General features: G+C 59.8%; 16 protein-coding genes and 1 pseudogene. 10 read left to right on the top strand and 7 right to left on the bottom strand.

The window, feature by feature from the left end; translation table 11 throughout:
• Nucleotides 1–5: 5 nt before the first annotated feature.
• The 5 genes from HYPMC_RS20545 to HYPMC_RS20565 form a co-directional block, all read right to left on the bottom strand.
• On the bottom strand, nt 6–584 hold the full coding sequence (locus tag HYPMC_RS20545; protein ID WP_013950040.1) for a YceI family protein: 579 nt from the start codon (nt 582–584) through the stop codon (nt 6–8).
• Nucleotides 585–586: 2 nt separating this feature from the next.
• A complete protein-coding gene (locus tag HYPMC_RS20550) occupies nt 587–1,162 on the bottom strand; it encodes a cytochrome b (protein WP_013950041.1) in 576 nt (191 codons plus the stop codon).
• A gap of 109 nt (nt 1,163–1,271) precedes the next feature.
• Complete coding sequence (locus tag HYPMC_RS20555) at nt 1,272–2,162, bottom strand: transglutaminase family protein (protein ID WP_013950042.1); 891 nt, start codon at nt 2,160–2,162, stop codon at nt 1,272–1,274.
• On the bottom strand, nt 2,159–4,729 hold the full coding sequence (locus HYPMC_RS20560; protein ID WP_013950043.1) for a circularly permuted type 2 ATP-grasp protein: 2,571 nt from the start codon (nt 4,727–4,729) through the stop codon (nt 2,159–2,161). The genes HYPMC_RS20555 and HYPMC_RS20560 overlap by 4 nt, the downstream gene beginning before the upstream one ends.
• Nucleotides 4,730–4,870: 141 nt before the next feature.
• Nucleotides 4,871–8,173: a DUF2126 domain-containing protein gene (locus HYPMC_RS20565; protein ID WP_013950044.1), complete on the bottom strand. Its 3,303-nt coding sequence runs from the start codon at nt 8,171–8,173 to the stop codon at nt 4,871–4,873.
• Nucleotides 8,174–8,490: 317 nt separating this feature from the next.
• On the opposite strand from HYPMC_RS20565, the gene HYPMC_RS20570 reads away from it, so the two are divergent.
• The 10 genes and pseudogenes from HYPMC_RS20570 (at nt 8,491) to hutX (ending at nt 15,098) form a co-directional block, all read left to right on the top strand.
• The gene (locus tag HYPMC_RS20570) at nt 8,491–9,591 is read left to right on the top strand and encodes a putative zinc-binding metallopeptidase (protein ID WP_013950046.1); all 1,101 of its coding nucleotides are present in this window, start codon (nt 8,491–8,493) and stop codon (nt 9,589–9,591) included.
• A gap of 71 nt (nt 9,592–9,662) precedes the next feature.
• A complete protein-coding gene (locus tag HYPMC_RS20575) occupies nt 9,663–9,848 on the top strand; it encodes a hypothetical protein (protein WP_013950047.1) in 186 nt (61 codons plus the stop codon).
• Between the two features lie 96 nt (nt 9,849–9,944).
• Nucleotides 9,945–10,505, top strand: a complete 561-nt coding sequence (locus HYPMC_RS20580; RefSeq protein WP_013950048.1) for a hypothetical protein — start codon at nt 9,945–9,947, stop codon at nt 10,503–10,505.
• Nucleotides 10,506–10,554: 49 nt separating this feature from the next.
• Nucleotides 10,555–10,782: a hemin uptake protein HemP gene (hemP, locus tag HYPMC_RS23490; protein ID WP_083832139.1), complete on the top strand. Its 228-nt coding sequence runs from the start codon at nt 10,555–10,557 to the stop codon at nt 10,780–10,782.
• Nucleotides 10,783–10,816: 34 nt separating this feature from the next.
• Nucleotides 10,817–11,722: a hemin ABC transporter substrate-binding protein gene (locus HYPMC_RS20590; protein ID WP_013950050.1), complete on the top strand. Its 906-nt coding sequence runs from the start codon at nt 10,817–10,819 to the stop codon at nt 11,720–11,722.
• Nucleotides 11,719–12,804 carry an iron ABC transporter permease gene (locus tag HYPMC_RS20595; protein ID WP_013950051.1) on the top strand — a complete coding sequence of 362 codons (1,086 nt, stop codon included), beginning with the start codon at nt 11,719–11,721 and terminating at the stop codon, nt 12,802–12,804. Before HYPMC_RS20590 ends, HYPMC_RS20595 begins: the two co-directional genes overlap by 4 nt.
• A 4-nt stretch (nt 12,805–12,808) precedes the next feature.
• Nucleotides 12,809–13,630: a heme ABC transporter ATP-binding protein gene (locus HYPMC_RS20600; protein ID WP_013950052.1), complete on the top strand. Its 822-nt coding sequence runs from the start codon at nt 12,809–12,811 to the stop codon at nt 13,628–13,630.
• 173 nt (nt 13,631–13,803) lie between these two features.
• Nucleotides 13,804–14,028 carry a VOC family protein gene (locus HYPMC_RS25105; RefSeq protein ID WP_371199601.1) on the top strand — a complete coding sequence of 75 codons (225 nt, stop codon included), beginning with the start codon at nt 13,804–13,806 and terminating at the stop codon, nt 14,026–14,028.
• A gap of 214 nt (nt 14,029–14,242) precedes the next feature.
• Entirely contained in the window at nt 14,243–14,590 is a 348-nt protein-coding gene (locus HYPMC_RS20610) for an antibiotic biosynthesis monooxygenase (RefSeq protein ID WP_013950054.1), read from the top strand.
• Between the two features lie 5 nt (nt 14,591–14,595).
• Nucleotides 14,596–15,098, top strand: a pseudogene (gene hutX / locus HYPMC_RS20615) (heme utilization cystosolic carrier protein HutX).
• Nucleotides 15,099–15,190: 92 nt separating this feature from the next.
• Here the strand turns inward: hutX and HYPMC_RS20620 are convergent.
• Together HYPMC_RS20620 and HYPMC_RS20625 are read right to left on the bottom strand one after the other, a co-directional pair.
• Nucleotides 15,191–16,567, bottom strand: coding sequence for a HAMP domain-containing sensor histidine kinase (locus tag HYPMC_RS20620; RefSeq protein WP_013950056.1), 1,377 nt, complete (start codon nt 16,565–16,567; stop codon nt 15,191–15,193).
• A complete protein-coding gene (locus tag HYPMC_RS20625; protein WP_013950057.1) occupies nt 16,554–17,231 on the bottom strand; it encodes a response regulator transcription factor in 678 nt (225 codons plus the stop codon). The genes HYPMC_RS20620 and HYPMC_RS20625 overlap by 14 nt, the downstream gene beginning before the upstream one ends.
• Nucleotides 17,232–17,290: the final 59 nt, after the last annotated feature.

The following is a 17,290-nucleotide window of genomic DNA, read 5'->3' on the forward strand; positions in this document are numbered from 1 at the left end:
CGCCGTTACTGACGAATGCCTTCAATGTTGAGGATCAACTCGACGTCCTTCGTTGCGGGGCCGAGATTGCGCAGGATACCGAAGTCGGCAAGCGTGATTTTCGTCGTGCCAGTGAAACCATCGCGATAGCCACCCCAGGGATCCTTGCCGCCGCCGACGTGCTCGGCATCGATCACGACTTCCTTGCTGGTGCCGTGCAGCGTGAGATTGCCGGTGACGGTTGCCTTGTTCGGGCCTGTCGATTTGATGCTTGTGCTTTCAAACGTGGCAGTCGGATATTTGTCGGTGTCGAGAAGGTCGGCGCCACGCAGATGCTTGTCACGCAGAGCAAGGTTTGTATCGACACTGGTGGTGTCGATATCGACTTTCACTTTCGAGGCGTCGGGGTTCTTGTCGTCGAACGCGAACGTACCGGAGAATTTGTCGAAGCGGCCGATGATCCAGCTGAAGCCCAGATGGTTGACCTTGAACGTGATCGATGCGTGAGCATTGTCGGTGTCGATCTTGTAGTCGGCAGCCATCGCCGGGGTAGACATCACAACCGCCGCCAACGATACGGCGAACGCTGCGTATTTGACCTTCATTGCTAATTTCCCTTTTCTAAGGTGCGTGATGAACTCTTTGGGCCGGACCACATGCGGGTCAGGATCTCGCTTCTGTCGATGATGTGATGCTTCAATGCCGCGATCGCATGAATGACGGCGAGCACAATGACGGCATACGCGAGAATGCGATGTATATTGCCGGCGGGCGTTTCGAGGCCGGGCAGCTTCGTAATTGCGGGCACGTCGAACCAGCCGAAGACGCTGACGGGCGCGCCATCCGCCGTCGAGATCAGGTAACCGCTGATCAGCAACGCGAACAACAGCAGGTAGAAGCCCCAATGGACCGCGAACGACGCTTTTCGCTCAAGCGGCGAAAGCTCGGCGTCGGAGGGCTTCGAATTGACCATGCGCCAGATCAGACGAACGATCAGCGCAAATAATAGAACCATTCCAAGGCTGCGATGAATGTCGGGCGCAGAATTGTAATAGGGGCTGTAGTAGTCGAGTCCGACCATCCAGAGGCCGAGGGCGAACATGGCGACGATCGCAACGGCCATAAGCCAATGAAACAGGCGCGAAATAAGCCCGTAACCGTCCAATGTGTCGCGAATGTACATATTGCTCCCGCCTTGCGCGATGTGCGCGCATCGCCCCTTTGGCGACACATGCAAGCACAGGCGAGAGCTTTCAAGAGGGCACAAAAAAGGAACCGGGCGGGACTGCTGTTCAGTCTGCTGTTGCGCCGGCGACCACGTTCACATCGACGCTGACACTGACGGCATGTTCGCCGCCGCCGCGCAGGACCCCGCTGATCGGACTGACGTCATCGTAGTCGCGGCCGAATGCGACCGTTATGTGCTCGTCGCGGACGATGATGCCATTGGTCGGATCGAGATCAACCCAGCCATATTCCGGTGACCAGACTGAGATCCACGCGTGCGACGCATCGGCGCCTTGCAGCTTTGGACGTCCCGCGGGCGGATGGGTGTGGAGATAGCCGCTGACGTAGCGCGCCGGAATGCGAAGCGCGCGCAAACCCGCGAGTGCCAGATGCGCGAAATCCTGACAGACGCCGCGACGCATGGCGAAGACCTGCGTGACCGGCGTTGACACATCGGTGGCATGCGGATCGAATTTGAAATCGTTGTAAATCCGCATGACGAAATCCATCGCGCCTTCGAGGACCGGCCGCATCGGCGTGAACGAGAAAGCTGCATAGTCGGCGATTTCCAATGTCGGCGTCGTCAAGCGCGAGGCGCAGCGGTACATCAAAATATCGACATCGCGCTGCTGTGCCGCTTCGTGCAGACACGGATCGAGCGCGTCCCACGGCGTCGTCGCGGTCAGATCAACGGGCGGCGGCAGTGATTTCTCGACGGTGCTGCGTGCGAGCAGCACCAGCTCCTGATGCGGTTCCTCGATATCAAGAACGACTTCGACGTTGCCGAATGTGTCGATGCGCTCCTGTCGCGATGCCGGCGCAGGCTCGACGAGCAGACTGTGATTGCGAACGATCTGCCCAGGCATTGCGCGCGGCGACATATGCACGAGGTGCAATGATTGCACCACGGTCGACCGGTAACGGTAGTGCGTCTTATGGACGATATCGAAGATCATATCGAGGGACCAACCCTCGTGTGTGTCCGATGGGGCGCTTCATCGAGAACGTTGAAGTAGCGGCGCGAGATGGCATTGGACAGCTCAGGCAACATGTCGAGCTGATCCATCAGCAGGCCTTCAAGCGTCTTGGCGGTCTCTTCTTTCGCCATGGCTTCGACATCGGCCAGACGGATCGACGTCAGAAGCGCAATGATAAGACGGCGGTCGTCGGGCAATCCCGCACCTTGTGATGAATCCGGCAGGCTTTCGAGATGGCGCGCGATGGCTGAGAGCTGATAGGCAAGGCTTCGCGGATTTGTCTCGTCAAGCAACAGCAAATCCAAGACCAACGGCAGCATCGGATCGAGTCGATAGCGCGAGCGATAGGTGATAAAGCTGTCCGCGAGTTCGAGCAGCAGCAGCAGGCTGCTCGACGTCTCTTCCGGATCGGACACCGGGATGAAGAGCGTCAGAATAGCTTCGCTGAGATTTTGCGCGCGTTCGATGCGCCGTCCCATGTCGAGGAACGACCAGCCGAAGTTGCGCGTCATGTTCTCGTGCATAAAGCCGTTGAATGCCGCGACGGCGGTGATGCCCTCATCCAGTAGATCGAGAATTTCGACGGGGTGGGCCGAGTTAAGAGCTTTGCGCCAAGGCTCACCGCCGCGGAATTTGCTCAAAGTCTGCCAGGCTTCGAGCGAGAGGCGGTCACGGACAAGGTGTGCAACCCGATAGAGCCCGTCGAGCGTGCGTTCGAGCGTGCGCGAACCGAGCCCTGTCGTGATGAGGCGGCGGCACAGACGCTCGATTTCATCGTCGGGCGGCGTTTCGCGACTGCCTATAACGGAACTCAGGTCTTTGCCGAGTAGCACCTCAAGGCATTTGCGTGCGGCACGCTGGCCAGTATCTGGCCCACTGTCTTCTTCGACGCGACGTAGCGCGCCGCGCAGCACGCGCATCGTCCAGTCGGCGCGTTCGCTGTATCGGCCGAGCCAAAAGAGGTCATCGGCGACGCGGCTTTGAATAACGCGTTGCGATCTCTCGACCCGCGCGGTCGCGAGGGTTGGGCGCCAGAGACTGATGTGCGGCGCCTGCTCGCCTTCGCCGATCACCCAAACGTCTCGTGTCTGCCCGTCAGGGGCGCTTAGTGCAACGGCACGGCCCGGAGCGACGCACATCGCAAGGCCACCGGGCATCACCTGATATTCGCCTGACGAAGTGCGGGAGATGTAAACGCGTATTGCGAACGGCTTCGGGACAAGGCCGCCGTCGGCGTAGACTGGGGACGAACTGAACCCGATCTTTTCTTCGGCGACGAGCGTCGCGCCATGCAGCGCAATTTCGTGCCGCATCTTTTCGCGTTCCGATGTCGACAGCGCCCGCGCTTCCCAACCCAGCGCGGCCTGCCCTGGTCTACCGGTTCCTTCCTGCGCCTTGCGAATGGTGAAGCGTTCAGGGTTCGCAAACAGCTCTTGACGGGCATCGGCATTGCCGAGCCAGCGGCGATGCGCATCCTGGAGCTGAAGGTCTTCACCGAGAATATGCTGCGCGAGTTGCGGCAGATAGGGGCCGAGACCACGGTTTTGCGCCAGCGCGGTCCCGATGGCGTTGACGACGAGATGCGGCGATTTCCGGCAAACCCTGAGCAAACCGGATGGACCGATGAAACCCGTCGGATCAAGCTCCAGCGGATCGCTCGATTTGCCGCTGATGCAGCGTACGATCAGATCGAGTTCCTTCAGTCCTTCGAGCGTCTTGAGATAGACCTGGGAATTTCTGGTTTTGAGATCGTGGCCTTCGACGATCAGATAACCGAGGTAACGAGCGAGATAGGCGTGCGAGAAATAGTCTTCGTGATGCGGTCCTGGCGTCAGCAGCGCGATGCGCGCGTTTTCGCGACCGCTGTGCAGCGTCAGCGTCGATTGCAGTTCTTGAAAATAGGGCGCCAAGCGACGGGCGTTGCAGTCCTTGAAGATATCGCCCGCAACGTGGGTATGAACGACGCGATTGGCGAGCGTGAAGCCAATGCCGGCCAGCGTCTCGGTGTGATTGTCGATGACGTGCCACTGGCCGTCCTCGCCCCGCGCGAGATCGGCGGCATAGAACATCAGCCCACCCGCATTCGGCAGCACGCCTTTGCAAGGGACGAGATAGGCCGGATCGGAGAACAGCAGTTCGGCGGGAATGAGACCCTGGCGGACCAAATTCTGGTCGCCGTAGACATCATTCAGAATGGCGTCAAACAACCGTGCACGCTGAATGAGGGCGCGTTCGAGGCCCCGCCATTCGGCCGCCGAAATGACGACAGGGAGAAGATCAAGAGACCAGCGCTGTGCCGACGTGTTTGGGTCGGCGAAAATATCGTAGGCGATGCCCGTTTCGCGGACCCGGCGGGCGAGGCGCGCTGAGCGCAACTCGCGTTCGGCGTCGGTCAGCTGCACCAAACCATCGAGCAGCGGACGCCAGTGCTCGCGGATCGCGCCGCCGTCTTCCAGCAGCTCGTCAAATCCTGAAACCTCCTGGCGCCGGTAGGCGCTCAAAAGGTTGAACAATGGCTCCGCTTTCATTGCCGCTGCTGTCGTCATTCCGACTGGTCCACGCCGCGACGGTCCCCCAAATCACCGATTGAACGACACACACTATCATGTGCCGAATCGCCGTCCGCAAGCGAGGCTCTGCGGCAAATGCGGAGGGAACCGCTGTGGAAACGTTTCCGTTGGCGATTTTCAGCCCGGATTGCGCCGAAGATCGAGGGTCGCCGGGTAATCCGGGTTAACGCTCTCGGACCTGACGTGCATCGGACCTGCCGTATGACCTTCTGCGTCGAAACGGGCGAGGCGGCGGCCCTCGGCTTCGTAGGCGTTGATCGGAAACACCTCGAAGTTGCGGCCGCCGGGGTGGGCGACATGGTAGCGGCAGCCCGCAATCGAGCGGCCGGACCAAGTATCGACGACGTCGAACGTCAGCGGCACGTGCGGCGGAATGGTCGGATGAAGCGCGGACGGCGGCCACCAAGCGCGGTAGCGAACGCCTGCGACGGCTTCGCCCCAATTTCCCGTGCCGGTAAGCGGCAGAGGCCGGCCGTTACAGGTCACGACGTATCGGTCGCCGGTCTGCCCCTTAACCTTTACCTCGACACGCTCGAGCGAAGAATCGACGTATCGGGCTGTGCCGCCCGCAGTGCTTTCCTCGCCGAGGACGTGCCATGGCTCCAAAGCCTGACGCAGCTCAAGGGTCAGGTTGTCAGCGGTGATGGTGCCGAAAAGCGGGAAGCGGAATTCGAAATGCGGGCGGAACCATTCGAGTTCGATCGGTAGTCCTGCCTCTTTGAGGTCGGCGATGACGGCTGAAAGATCGGCCCAGATGTAGTGCGGCAGCATGAAACGATCGTGCAGCGCGGTACCCCAACGAACGAGCTTCTGGCGGTAGGGTTTCTCCCAGAACATCGCGATCAAGGCGCGGAGCAGAAGCTGCTGCGCCAAACTCATGCGGGCGTGCGGGGGCATTTCAAACGAGCGGAACTCGACGAGGCCCAGGCGGCCCGTCGGCCCATCCGGCGAGTAGAGCTTGTCGATGCAGATCTCGGCGCGGTGGGTGTTGCCGGTGACGTCGATCAGCAGGTTGCGGAACAGGCGGTCCACCAGCCACGGTGGGATGTGGCCCAATCCCGGATTCGGCACCTGCGAAAGGGCAATCTCAAGCTCGTAGAGCGACTCGTGGCGTGCTTCGTCGGTGCGCGGCGCCTGGCTCGTCGGGCCGATGAACATGCCGGAGAAGAAGTACGACAGCGCCGGATGGTTCTGCCAGTAGGTGACGACCGATGCCAACAGATCGGGGCGGCGGAGGAACGGACTGTCGGCGGGCGTGATGCCGCCAAGCACGATATGATTGCCGCCGCCGGTTCCGGTGTGGCGGCCGTCGAGCATGAACTTTTCGGCGCTGAGACGAGCGTTGTGCGCTTCCTCGTAAAGGGCTGTCGTGATCGCGACCGAGCTTTCCCAACTCGTCGAAGGATGAATGTTGACTTCGATGACACCTGGGTCCGGCGTCACCTTGATCACATTGAGGCGCGCGTCCGGCGGCGGATTGTAGCCTTCGATCTGCACTGGCACGCCGGTCTGCTTGGCGGCCTCTTCGACAGCCGCGACCAGCGCCGCATAGTCTTCGGCATCGTAAAGCGGCGGCATGAACACGCAGACGGCGTTGCCGCGCGGCTCGATCGCCAGGGCCGTGCGGACCGATCCCGATATTTCCGGCGCGACGCTAGCTTGCTGGCTTACGGGCGGTGCTTCGAGCGTCACGACGCGGCGCTGCTGCAAAAGGATCGTGCGTTCAGGAAGCGGTCGGTTCGGGCCCATCGGATCGCGCTCGATCACATGCGGATAGTCGAGCGGAGAGACGATCGGAAACGACTGCAGGGGAAGGCGGAACCCTGCCGGTGAATCGCCGGGAATGAGGAAAAGGTGATCGCGCCGGAGCGCCCAGCGCTCAGTGACCCAGCGGCGGCCTCTATCGGCTGTCTGCCACGCCTGGATCGGCAGCACATAACTCGCGACCGCGCCAAGACCGCGATCGAATACGCGGGCAATGCGGGCACGCTCAGCCGGGTCTTCGAGTTTATTGTCTTCAGCCGTGACATTGATCGGCAGTTTTCGTTCCACAAGAAGAAAGTGCGCCGGGTCTTCGTAAGCCGGCATGGCGCTGTCTTCGGGCAGGCCGAGTTGCCTGCACACGCCGCGCATCAGCTTGTCCGCGTCTTCCGGCATCGCCGGGCGGGCGACGCTTTCGCTGACGATCAGATCCTGATTTTCCCAGAGTGGCTGCCCGTCGCCCCGCCAGTAGAGTGCAAAAGCCCAGCGCGGCAGTTGCTCGCCGGGATACCATTTGCCCTGGCCATAATGCAGCATCGCGCCCGGTGCGAACCGTTGCTGCAAACGGCGAACGAGTTCGTCGGCATAGCGGCGCTTGGTCGGCCCAACCGCAGCCGTGTTCCACTCTGCGCCTTCCATGTCGTCCGCTGAAACGAACGTTGGCTCGCCGCCCATGCTGAGGCGAACGTCGCCTTTCGTCAGACGTTCGTCGACGGCTTTTCCGGTTTCGACGATCGTCTTCCAGGTTTCGTCGTCGTAGGGCTTCGTGACGCGCGGGGTTTCGCGAATGCGCGTCACCGCCATCACGAAGTCGAATTCGACCTCGGCCTTGGTGTGACTGCCGGTGATCGGCGCAGCGCTGATGGGATGCGGCGTGGCAGCCAACGGGATATGGCCTTCGCCTGCGAGAAGGCCCGAGGTCGCGTCGAGGCCGATCCAGCCAGCGCCGGGGATGTAGACCTCACACCAGGCATGCAGATCCGTGAAATCGGTATCGGTGCCGGCAGGGCCGTCGAGCGGCTTCACGTCGGGCTTCAGCTGGATCAGGTAGCCGGAGACGAACCGCGCGGCGAGGCCGACGTTGCGCATGATCTGCGTCAGCAGCCAGGCGCTGTCACGGCAGGAGCCTGAAGCATTTGACAGCGTCTGCTCGGGCGTCTGGACGCCGGGCTCCATGCGGATCAGGTAGCCGACGTCGCCTTGCACCATGCGATTGAGATCGCAGATGAAATCAATCGTCGTCTGCGGTTTGGTACTGACCTTTTCGAGATAGCGCTTGAGGTTCGGGCCAACGGCATCCGGCACGAGATAGGGCGCAAGCTCCTGCTTCAGGTGGTCGTCATAGGTGAAGGGCCAGTCCTTGGCGGCTTCCTCGATGAAGAAATCGAAGGGATTGATCACCGCCATATCGGCGACGAGGTCGACGGTCGCGGAGAATTCCGTCGTCTCCTCCGGCATCACAACGCGCGCCAGGAAATTGCCGAACGGGTCCTGCTGCCAATTGAGAAAATGCGTCTTCGGCGTGATGGTCAGCGAATAGCTGAGAATGGGGGTCCGGCAGTGCGGCGCCGGGCGGAGCCTGACGACTTGCGGCCCCATGTTGACACGTCGATCGTAGCGGTAGCTCGTTTTATGGGTCAGCGCGACGTGGAGGACCATGGATGAGGCATTATCCCTGTTTGATCTCGCGATGGACGCCCGTCAGACGAGCGCTTGGCAACGAAATACGTCTACCTGCGTTAGCGGTCCGATAGATGTGGTACAAGCGTGGTGCAGCCTAAAAACTGCGCAGCCTAAAATTCTGCTGGACGTTTGGGCAGAATGCTGAAGAATTGGCGGCCCCCTGCGTTTTATGAAGGCAACTGCGTGACTTATCCGCAAAATCGCTTGAACGGAAGCCGTGACGTCGCCGCCGAGTGCTTTGGTACCATGCCGGAAAGGCAAACATTCCCCTTCAGGAGTTGGCGGTCGCCAGAATGAAGAATTTTGCCTGCGCGAACTGCGGAAACACCGTTTATTTCGAGAACGTGACGTGCGTGAAATGCGGTAGCACGCTTGGCTTCGATAGCGCCGAGCAGGCGATCGTGGCGATCGCAGATGCGGGCTTAAGCGAAACCACACCCGACGTTCCGATCTTCCGCAAGCTCAATGCCGGTCCAGATGACGTTGCGCTGCACTACTGTGCCAATGCCGAATTCGGCGTTTGCAATTGGCTGACGCCCGACAGTGAAAGCCACATCTTCTGCAAGGCCTGCGACCTCAATCGCATCATTCCCAATCTCTCCGAACCCGGCAGCCTGCTCGCTTGGCGCGCTATCGAGCACGCCAAGAAGCGGCTGGTCTATTCGCTGTTGCGGTTCGGTCTGCCGTTTGACGGCTCAGCTTCGACAAAAGGCCCGCTGACATTCGACTTCGTCCGCAATGCGCTGACGGGCCATCTCGATGGCGTCGTGACCATTGACGTCAGCGAAGCCGATGCGGTCGAACGGGAACGACAGCGCCAGCAGTTCGATGAGCCTTATCGCTCGCTGCTTGGTCATCTTCGCCACGAAAGCGGCCATTACTATTGGATGGTGCTCGTCGAAGAAGCGGGACGACTTGAAGAGTTTCGCGAAATCTTTGGCGACGAACGTGACGATTACGATGCGGCGCTGGCCCGCCACCACGCCCACGGTCCAGCGGCCGATTGGCAAGAGCAATACGTGTCAGCCTATGCCAGCGCGCACCCATGGGAAGATTGGGCCGAGACGTGGGCGCATTATCTTCACATGGTCGATGCGCTCGACACCGCTGCGGCCGAAGGCATGGAAGGACACGGCCTTCGGCTCGACATTCGAGACGATATTTATTCCAGCGTGACGTTCGGAGCGTTGATGGCGCGGTGGATTCCGCTCACCATCGCCATGAACAGCCTCAGCCGAAGCATGGGGCATGACGATTTCTATCCATTCGTCATTCCCGAGCCTGCCTACGACAAGCTGGCGTTCGTACATCGCATGATCCACGAGCGCATCGAGCAACAGCCGCAAGAGCCGGCCGCATCAGAGAATGCTCAAACATTAAACTTGACTACATAAGTATACATTAGCTTAATGGGGCATCTGCCATTTGCGGGGCCTTGAACCCCGATACTTTGGAGAGAAGCCACATGAAGCGCTCACAGTTCGATGGTGAGCGGTTTGACGTATGCGATACGTCCAACGCCGCGCTCGCCGCTTCGATGTTTTCAGCCTCCGTTGGAATGATCTGGGATTTCGCGACGGGTCACGTTTCTGCTTTCGACCGCATGCTGTCAGATCTATCGGAAGATACGTCCGACGAGACGGCATCATAACCGCCAGCGACGTTTGCCGGTCGCAGCGCCTCGCTGAGTAGGTCGACGCGGCCATTCAAGCCCTTCTTCCCCTTCCTAACCCGCGGATGAACAGCAATGCGGAATAAGACCTCCAAACCCAATACCCATGCCCAAGACGGCGAAGATGTGTGCGCCGGACATGCGCTCGGATTTCCTCTTCGTAGCGAACTCGGATTTTCTCCGGTCGAGAACGTTACGCTCGATGTCTTTCGCGCAGTTTGCGAAGTCTACACCAGCGGCTCGGCGCGGCCCTGGGAGATCGCCATCAAGATCTCGGAAGAAAATCTCGGAATGGGCGATGGGCCACTTCTTGTCGCACGCGTGACGTCATTGCTTCGGGCGCTTCGCGCTGAACGAAAGATCGGCTTTTCCTACCTCAGCGTCGGCTGTCAGCATGTGTCGCCCGATGAACTTGCCGTCGCAGGTCTTCTCAAGGCCGTGCGCACGCGCGATGAGCATGGCGTCCAACGCGGATTGATGCTGGCGCTCGACAAGCCTCAGACATCGACGCGGACACAATCCGCTGCTCGCTCTCTCGCCGCCCTTCAAATGCAGCTTGCGAGCACGCAGGTCGATAGCGGATCGGACGCTCCGGAATTGCAGGCGCAGACTGTTCAGGCCGTCTATCTGCACTAAGACCTAGATCGTCATGGTTGTTTTGAACCTTGTCCCGTTGAATGAGAGAATGCCGTCCAAAAAGCCGTTTGCCGGATCTATTCTGCACCAAGGCGAACCCGGCACTGAGACTTGCACGCCAGCGCCCGATGACCATCATCGGGATGCAAGCGAGCCCCCCATCCGCTATCGTGTGGATGAACTTCTCAAGGGCGGCCGCGAAGCGGTGCTCATTCATCGCGAACAAGCGTACCGCCTGCGGATCACATCAACAGGCAAGCTCATTCTGACGAAGTAATCTGTTCAACGGCCCATCAACAGGACTTGTTCAAATGCGCGTTGCAACACGACTTTTCATCATGGCTGGCGTGGCACTCGCTGCGGCGGCCACGGCGTCGTTCTCTCATCGCGCGATGGCAGCTGATGCGTCGGCTGGAACGCCGCGCATTTTATCGATTGGCGGTGACATAACCGAAATTCTCTATGACCTTGGCCAGCAGGATAAGATTGTCGCCGTGGACGTGACGAGCCAATTTCCACCCGAGGCTCTGAAAGAGAAGAAATCGGTCGGATACATGCGCGCGCTTTCGGCGGAAGGCACTCTGTCCGTCAATCCGACGCTGATCATCGCCTCCGATGGCGCCGGGCCGCCGGAAGTCGTCAACGCGCTGAAGAGCAGTGGCGTCCGTTACGTCGACATCGCCGACAAGCCGTCGGCGGAGGGCGTCCCCGCCAAGATCCGCCATATCGGAAGCGTGGTTGGCGCCGATGATGCAGCGAAGGCGCTGGCGTCGAAGGTCGAGTTTGAATTCGCAGCGCTCGAGAATGATAGAAAGCAAATCAAAACCCGCAAGAAAGCGCTGTTCATTCTCGCCATTCAAAACGGCCGCGCAACAGTGGCCGGTGCCGGCACATCTGCTGATTCCATTTTGCAGCTCGCGGGCGTCGACAACGCGGCGGCCGGGGTGAATGGTTTCAAACCGGTCAGCGACGAGCAATTGACGGAATTTGCTCCCGACGTTGTCGTGATGATGCGTCGAGGCACGACCGACGATCACAATGCGAGCCAAGCGTTGTCGCTCCCGGGCCTGAGCCAATCACCTGCCGCCCAAACAAAGAGCCTCATCGCAATGGATGGGCTATACCTGCTTGGCTTCGGACCGCGTGCCCCTTGGGCCGCACGCGACCTGATGAAGGCGATTTACGCAGAGGGCGGTCACGCGGCCGCAACGCCGTGACGACATTCGATACCAAACTTGCCTGGGTAGGAGCGACCGTCAGACCATCACGCGGTAAAGTTTTTTTTGCGCTCGCGGCTGTGCTCCTAGTGGTCGCAGTACTTTCACTCGCCATCGGACCAACCGGAATTTCGCTTCAGGCGTTGCCGCGTGCACTCGAAGCCTCGCTTGGCTTGACGACGGAAGCTGCCGCGGCACGCGATCGCCTCGTGCTCATTGATCTGCGGTTGCCGCGAACGTTGCTCGCCGCATTCGTCGGCGCGGCGCTAGCGACATCAGGCGCCATGATGCAGGGCCTGTTCCGCAATCCCCTCGCGGATCCGGGCCTGATCGGCGTGTCGTCGGGAGCCGCGCTATTTGCGATCTCGGCGATCGTACTCGGGCATGGCATCGCAGCGCCCATCGTAGCGCCCCTTGGAATTTATGCGTTGCCGATTGCAGCTTTTTTCGGAGGCTTGCTCACGACCATCATTCTCGTCGTCATTGCGTCGCGCCACGGAGAGCTTGCGGTCGGGACACTGCTTCTAGCTGGCATCGCTGTCGGTGCGTTTGCGGCGTCGATCAGCGGCGTTATCGTCTATGTCAGCGATGATCGCGAGCTGCGCGATCTGACACTTTGGCAGATGGGATCGCTTTCGGGCGCGAGCTGGCAAAAGGTTCTTGCCGTCACGCCGTTCGCCGTCGCGCTCGCGCTCTTGGTGCCGCGGCTGACGCGCGGTCTCAACGGATTTTTGCTCGGCGAAGCGGAAGCCATGCATCTCGGCATCGACACCGAGCGTACCAAGCGGCTCGTGATTGCCGCAACAGCGGCGGCGGTCGGCGCATCGGTTGCGGTTGCAGGCGTGATCGGCTTTGTCGGCCTTGTGGTTCCCCACGTCATGAGATTGATTTCGGGGCCCGACCATCGTGTCGTGCTTCCCGGCAGCGCGGTGCTCGGCGCTGCGCTTGTGATCGCTGCCGACATCGTTGCGCGGATGATCGTAAGACCCGCGGAACTACCAATCGGAATCGTTTTGGCATTCATCGGTGCGCCCGTCTTCCTTCATCTCGTTCTGCGGCGCGGCGTGCGAGGATTGGAGTGACGTCATGCTCGAAGCCCGCAACATCACGGTCAAACGTGGCCCTAAGGCGCTTCTTGCCGATGCTTCTCTAGCCATCGCGCCCGGCCGCCTGACGGCGATTATCGGTCCGAATGGCGCAGGAAAATCGACGCTGTTGCGCGTCATGGCGGGCGAACTGCGCCCGACGGTCGGTGCTGTTCTACTTGATGGCGATGACATCCGTCATATTTCCGTCGCACGTCTTGCAACGCGGCGTTCGGTCGTAGCGCAATCGACCAGCCTGTCGTTTCCCTTCACCGTTCTTGAAGTCGTGATGCTGGGTGCAACGGTGCCCGGCTTTGGCGTTCGCGACACGGAAGCTGCGACGACCGCGCGCCAAGCTCTTCGCGCCGTTGGTCTTGCTGCTTTCGAAGCCCGTATGCTGCATGAGCTTTCCGGTGGAGAGAAGCAGCGCGTGCATATCGCGCGCGCCTTGTGCCAGTTGGGCACGGCACCGCGCGAACCGGGCGAAACTGCCGCACTTCTTCTCGATGAACCGACAGCGAGCCTCGATCTCAAGCATCAAGGCGACGTTCTGAGCCTTATTAAAAAACAAGCGCAAAGCGGACGTGCCGTTTTGCTTGTCATTCACGATCTCAATCTTGCCGCAGCGTTCGCAGATGACGTCGTGCTGATGGCCGACGGCCGAATTGTTGGGTGCGGTACACCGGACGACATCTTGAATGAAGAGCTTCTCAGTCACACGTTCGGGTGTCGACTGCAGATCGAGGCATCGCGAGACGGTAGGCGGTTGGTTCTGCCAGCAGCGATCGCCCGCAGACTGGGAACCGGAGCCGCAACACAATGATGACATTGCCGGACGAACTTCACCACGTTGGCGTAGCCGTACCGTTGGCAATTCCTGTTCTCATTTCGACAGACATCGCGCGGGCTTCGGAGACGTACGCCAGCAAGGGCTTCAGCGTTGTGAACGCTGCACATAATTATCTCATTCTGCGTCGGCGCACCGTTGAGCTTCATATGTCCAGCGTGACACACATTCCCGAGCCACACTGTGTTTCGGCATACATTCGCGTGAGTGACGTAGACGATTGGCATGCCGCCTTCAAAAACGGGCGCGCGAAACGCCTTTCGACCGTCGAAGACAAGCCGTGGGGCATGCGCGAATTTCACTTCATCGACGATGACGGTAATCTTCTCAATATCGGGCAAATGCTACCGAGTCACATCGCGTTCGACGCTTAAATCGCATGCGGATAATGTTGACTCTTTGTGTATATAATTTTAGCGTTCACCCGTGCTGGGCGCTTGCCTCTCGCATCACACGAATTTCGATCTAATATGCGTCTTAGAGCTTTTGACTTCCCGTCTCGCCGCTCTGAGATCATAAGCAGCGGGCCGGTTCGCCAACAAACCCCAGCTCCCGGCCCGCTGTTCACATGTCAATGAAGGTGATCACATGTACATCGCAATGAACCGCTTCAAAGTCGAACACGGAGCAGAGAAGGATTTCGAGGAAGTTTGGTTGTCACGCGAGGTAAACCTGCACAAGGAACCGGGCTTCATCACGTTCCATCTGCTTCGTGGTCCGACCAAAGATGATCATGTCCTTTATTCCTCGCACACGATGTGGCGGTCGTTCGCCGACTTCGATGCCTGGACGAAATCGGAATCGTTCCGGAAATCGCACTCGGGCGCCGGAACGGCCAAGAAGCTTTATCTCGGACACCCCGAATTCGAAGGCTTCGAGGTCATCCAGGAAGTTACCTCCGACGGCACGAAATCCGTTCTCGCGGCGGCTGAATAGGCATTATGAGCGAAGCTCTGACATCGGATGCCCCGGCGCGCCAGCCGCTACGGGAGCGGCTCGCCAAGAATGCGGACGGCATCCTCGAACAGATTGCGCGCGAGTATGGCGTGAGCACATTCAATGTGGTGGAAGCGCTGCCTGCTGAGCATCGCGCCATCGTTCCCGGAAGTGCATTCGAGAAAATCCTTGGTGCCCTCACATCGTGGGGTCCGATGGTCTTCATCGTGCACACGCCGGATATCGTGCTCGAATGCGAAGGACCCATTCCACCCGGCTCCGTCGGGCGGGGGTACTTCAATATACACGGCGACAGCCCGATCGGCGGCCATATCAAGCTTGAGAACTGCACGTCGATCGCTTTCGTGATGAATCCCGCTCGATCCAATTCTTCAATGCGGCGGGAGAGGCGATGTTCAAGATCTTCGTTCGTCGCGACGAGAAGCGCGAACTGGTCGCAGAGCAGGTGAAGCTTTTTGATGCGCTGAAGACTGAACTCACCAGCTGACGACGATCGACAACTGGATGAACCGGGGGGATGTCGGACGGCGCATGGGGAGATGCGCCGTCCGATTTTATTTTAGCGTTCGCTCTCAGCACTCAGGACGCTACAGGAAATCGCACTTCGGCCCGAAGCCCTGGCGCATTGTCCAACAGATCGATTTTTGCGCCGTGCAGTTCCACGATCGCGGCGACGAGGCTGAGCCCTAACCCGCTGCCATCCGTCGATCGCGCCCGCTCAAGGCGATAGAGACGGCGGAAGACATTTTCGCGCTCGTGCTCCGGAATGCCAGGACCCGTGTCGGAGACGTTCACGACAAACGCGCCAGGTTCCGACGTCAGATGGATCGCGATCTCTGTGCCCGGCGGGCAATGACGGATGGAATTCTCGATGAGATTGGCAAAGAGCTGCACGAGAAGCTCGCGATCACCACGAACATGCGCCGGACCAGAGCACGCCGACGTATATGCGAGCCGATCTCCGGCATCTTCGGCCACGATGTCGTAGACATCGCGGACGTCGGCCAGCACCTGCGCCAGATCGAGCGTGACGAAACGGGATTTGCGAGCGCCAGCCTCGATCTGTGTGATGCGTAAAAGCGCGTCGAACGTTTCGGAAATCGAGTCGATATCGTCGAGCGCGCTGTCGATTGCGCCCTGGAATTCCGCTTTATCGCCCGCGCCGCGACTGGCGTCCTCAAGGCGCTGGCGCAATCGCCCGAGCGGCTTTTTCAAATCGTGGGCAATGTCGGACGACGATTGATTCACATTTTCAATCAGCCGCTGCAGATTTCCGAGCATTCCGTTTACCTGCATCGCGACCTGATCGATATCATCCTGCTGGCCGGATGTCGGAACGCGGGCCGTGACCTCGCCCTTCGATACGCGCGCCAGCGGACGCGCGAAAGCGTCGATGCGATGCTGCGTTTCGCGCGCGAAATAAGTCGCACACAGCGCAATTGCCAGGAAAGCTGCAAGCAGACCGTAACCCAGCAGCTTCTGCAGAAACGATTTCATCTGCTTGACTTCACTGTTGTCGCTTCCGACCAGCAATTTACCTTTGACCAGCGGCCGCCAGATCGCCAGGAACTCGTCGTCCGGTTCGCCGCGATCTAAAGTCAGAAAAAGGTCGGAGCGCTTGAGCGTCATCCATTGGTTCGAATCTTTGACGCCGCGGACGTTGCCGGCCAGAAAATTCCCCTTCTTGTCGACAAGCTCCATGATGAAATCGGGATCGCGCACCGATTCACTTTCGCTCGCGACGAGACCGACGAGATCGTCGAATGTCCGCTCGCCATCAAGAGCTGCGAGAGAATCGAGTGTGGTCTCGACGCGATCGCGAATGTCGGCGACGAGGCGCGCGCTTGCAACGAGATAGACGACGGTGAAAAGCGCCAGGATCGTCGTGATGAAAAACAGCGAAAATGTTGCCGCCAAGCGAAACGGCGTACGCTTCAGAAGATCACGAACCGTCATGGACCGTGTAGCCGCTCCCGCGGATGGTATGGATCAATTCTTTGCCGTAGGGCTTATCGATCTTCGCTCTGAGGCGCGAAATATGCGTTTCGACGACGCTCGTTTTCGGATCGAAGTGGAAGCTCCAGACGCGTTCAAGCAGCATGGTGCGCGTCACGACACGCCCGCGATTGCGCATCAGAACCTCAAGGAGGCGAAATTCGCGTGGCTGCAAATCGATGAGGTCGCCACCGCGCGTCACCTTTCGGCTGACGAGATCGATTTCAAGATCGCCGACCTTGAGCCGCGTTTCTTCGCCCTTCGTATGCGGGCGACGGGCCAGCGCGTTGACGCGCGCGAGAAGCTCGGAGAAGGCGAAGGGCTTCACCAGATAATCGTCGGCGCCGGCGTCCAGGCCTTCGACGCGATCATCGACGCCGCCGAGGGCCGTCAAAAACAGAACCGGCACGCCGCGGCCGGCGCTGCGGATGGTCTTGATGATCGCCAAGCCATCAAGGCTCGGAAGCATGCGATCCAGGATGATGACGTCGTAATTTTCCGAGACGGCCTGAGCGACGGCGTCGCGACCATCCCCCAGATGATCGACGGTGTGACCTTCTTCCTCGAGGCCTTTCAAAATGTACGCTGCGGTATTCTGATCGTCTTCAAGCAGCAGAATTCTCATGCTCGTCTTGCCTCGCAGCTCGCGAATTTGGCCAACAGCATAAACCTCATTCGCGCCAG

It is taken from the genome of Hyphomicrobium sp. MC1 (genome assembly GCF_000253295.1).
Classification (GTDB): domain Bacteria; phylum Pseudomonadota; class Alphaproteobacteria; order Rhizobiales; family Hyphomicrobiaceae; genus Hyphomicrobium_B.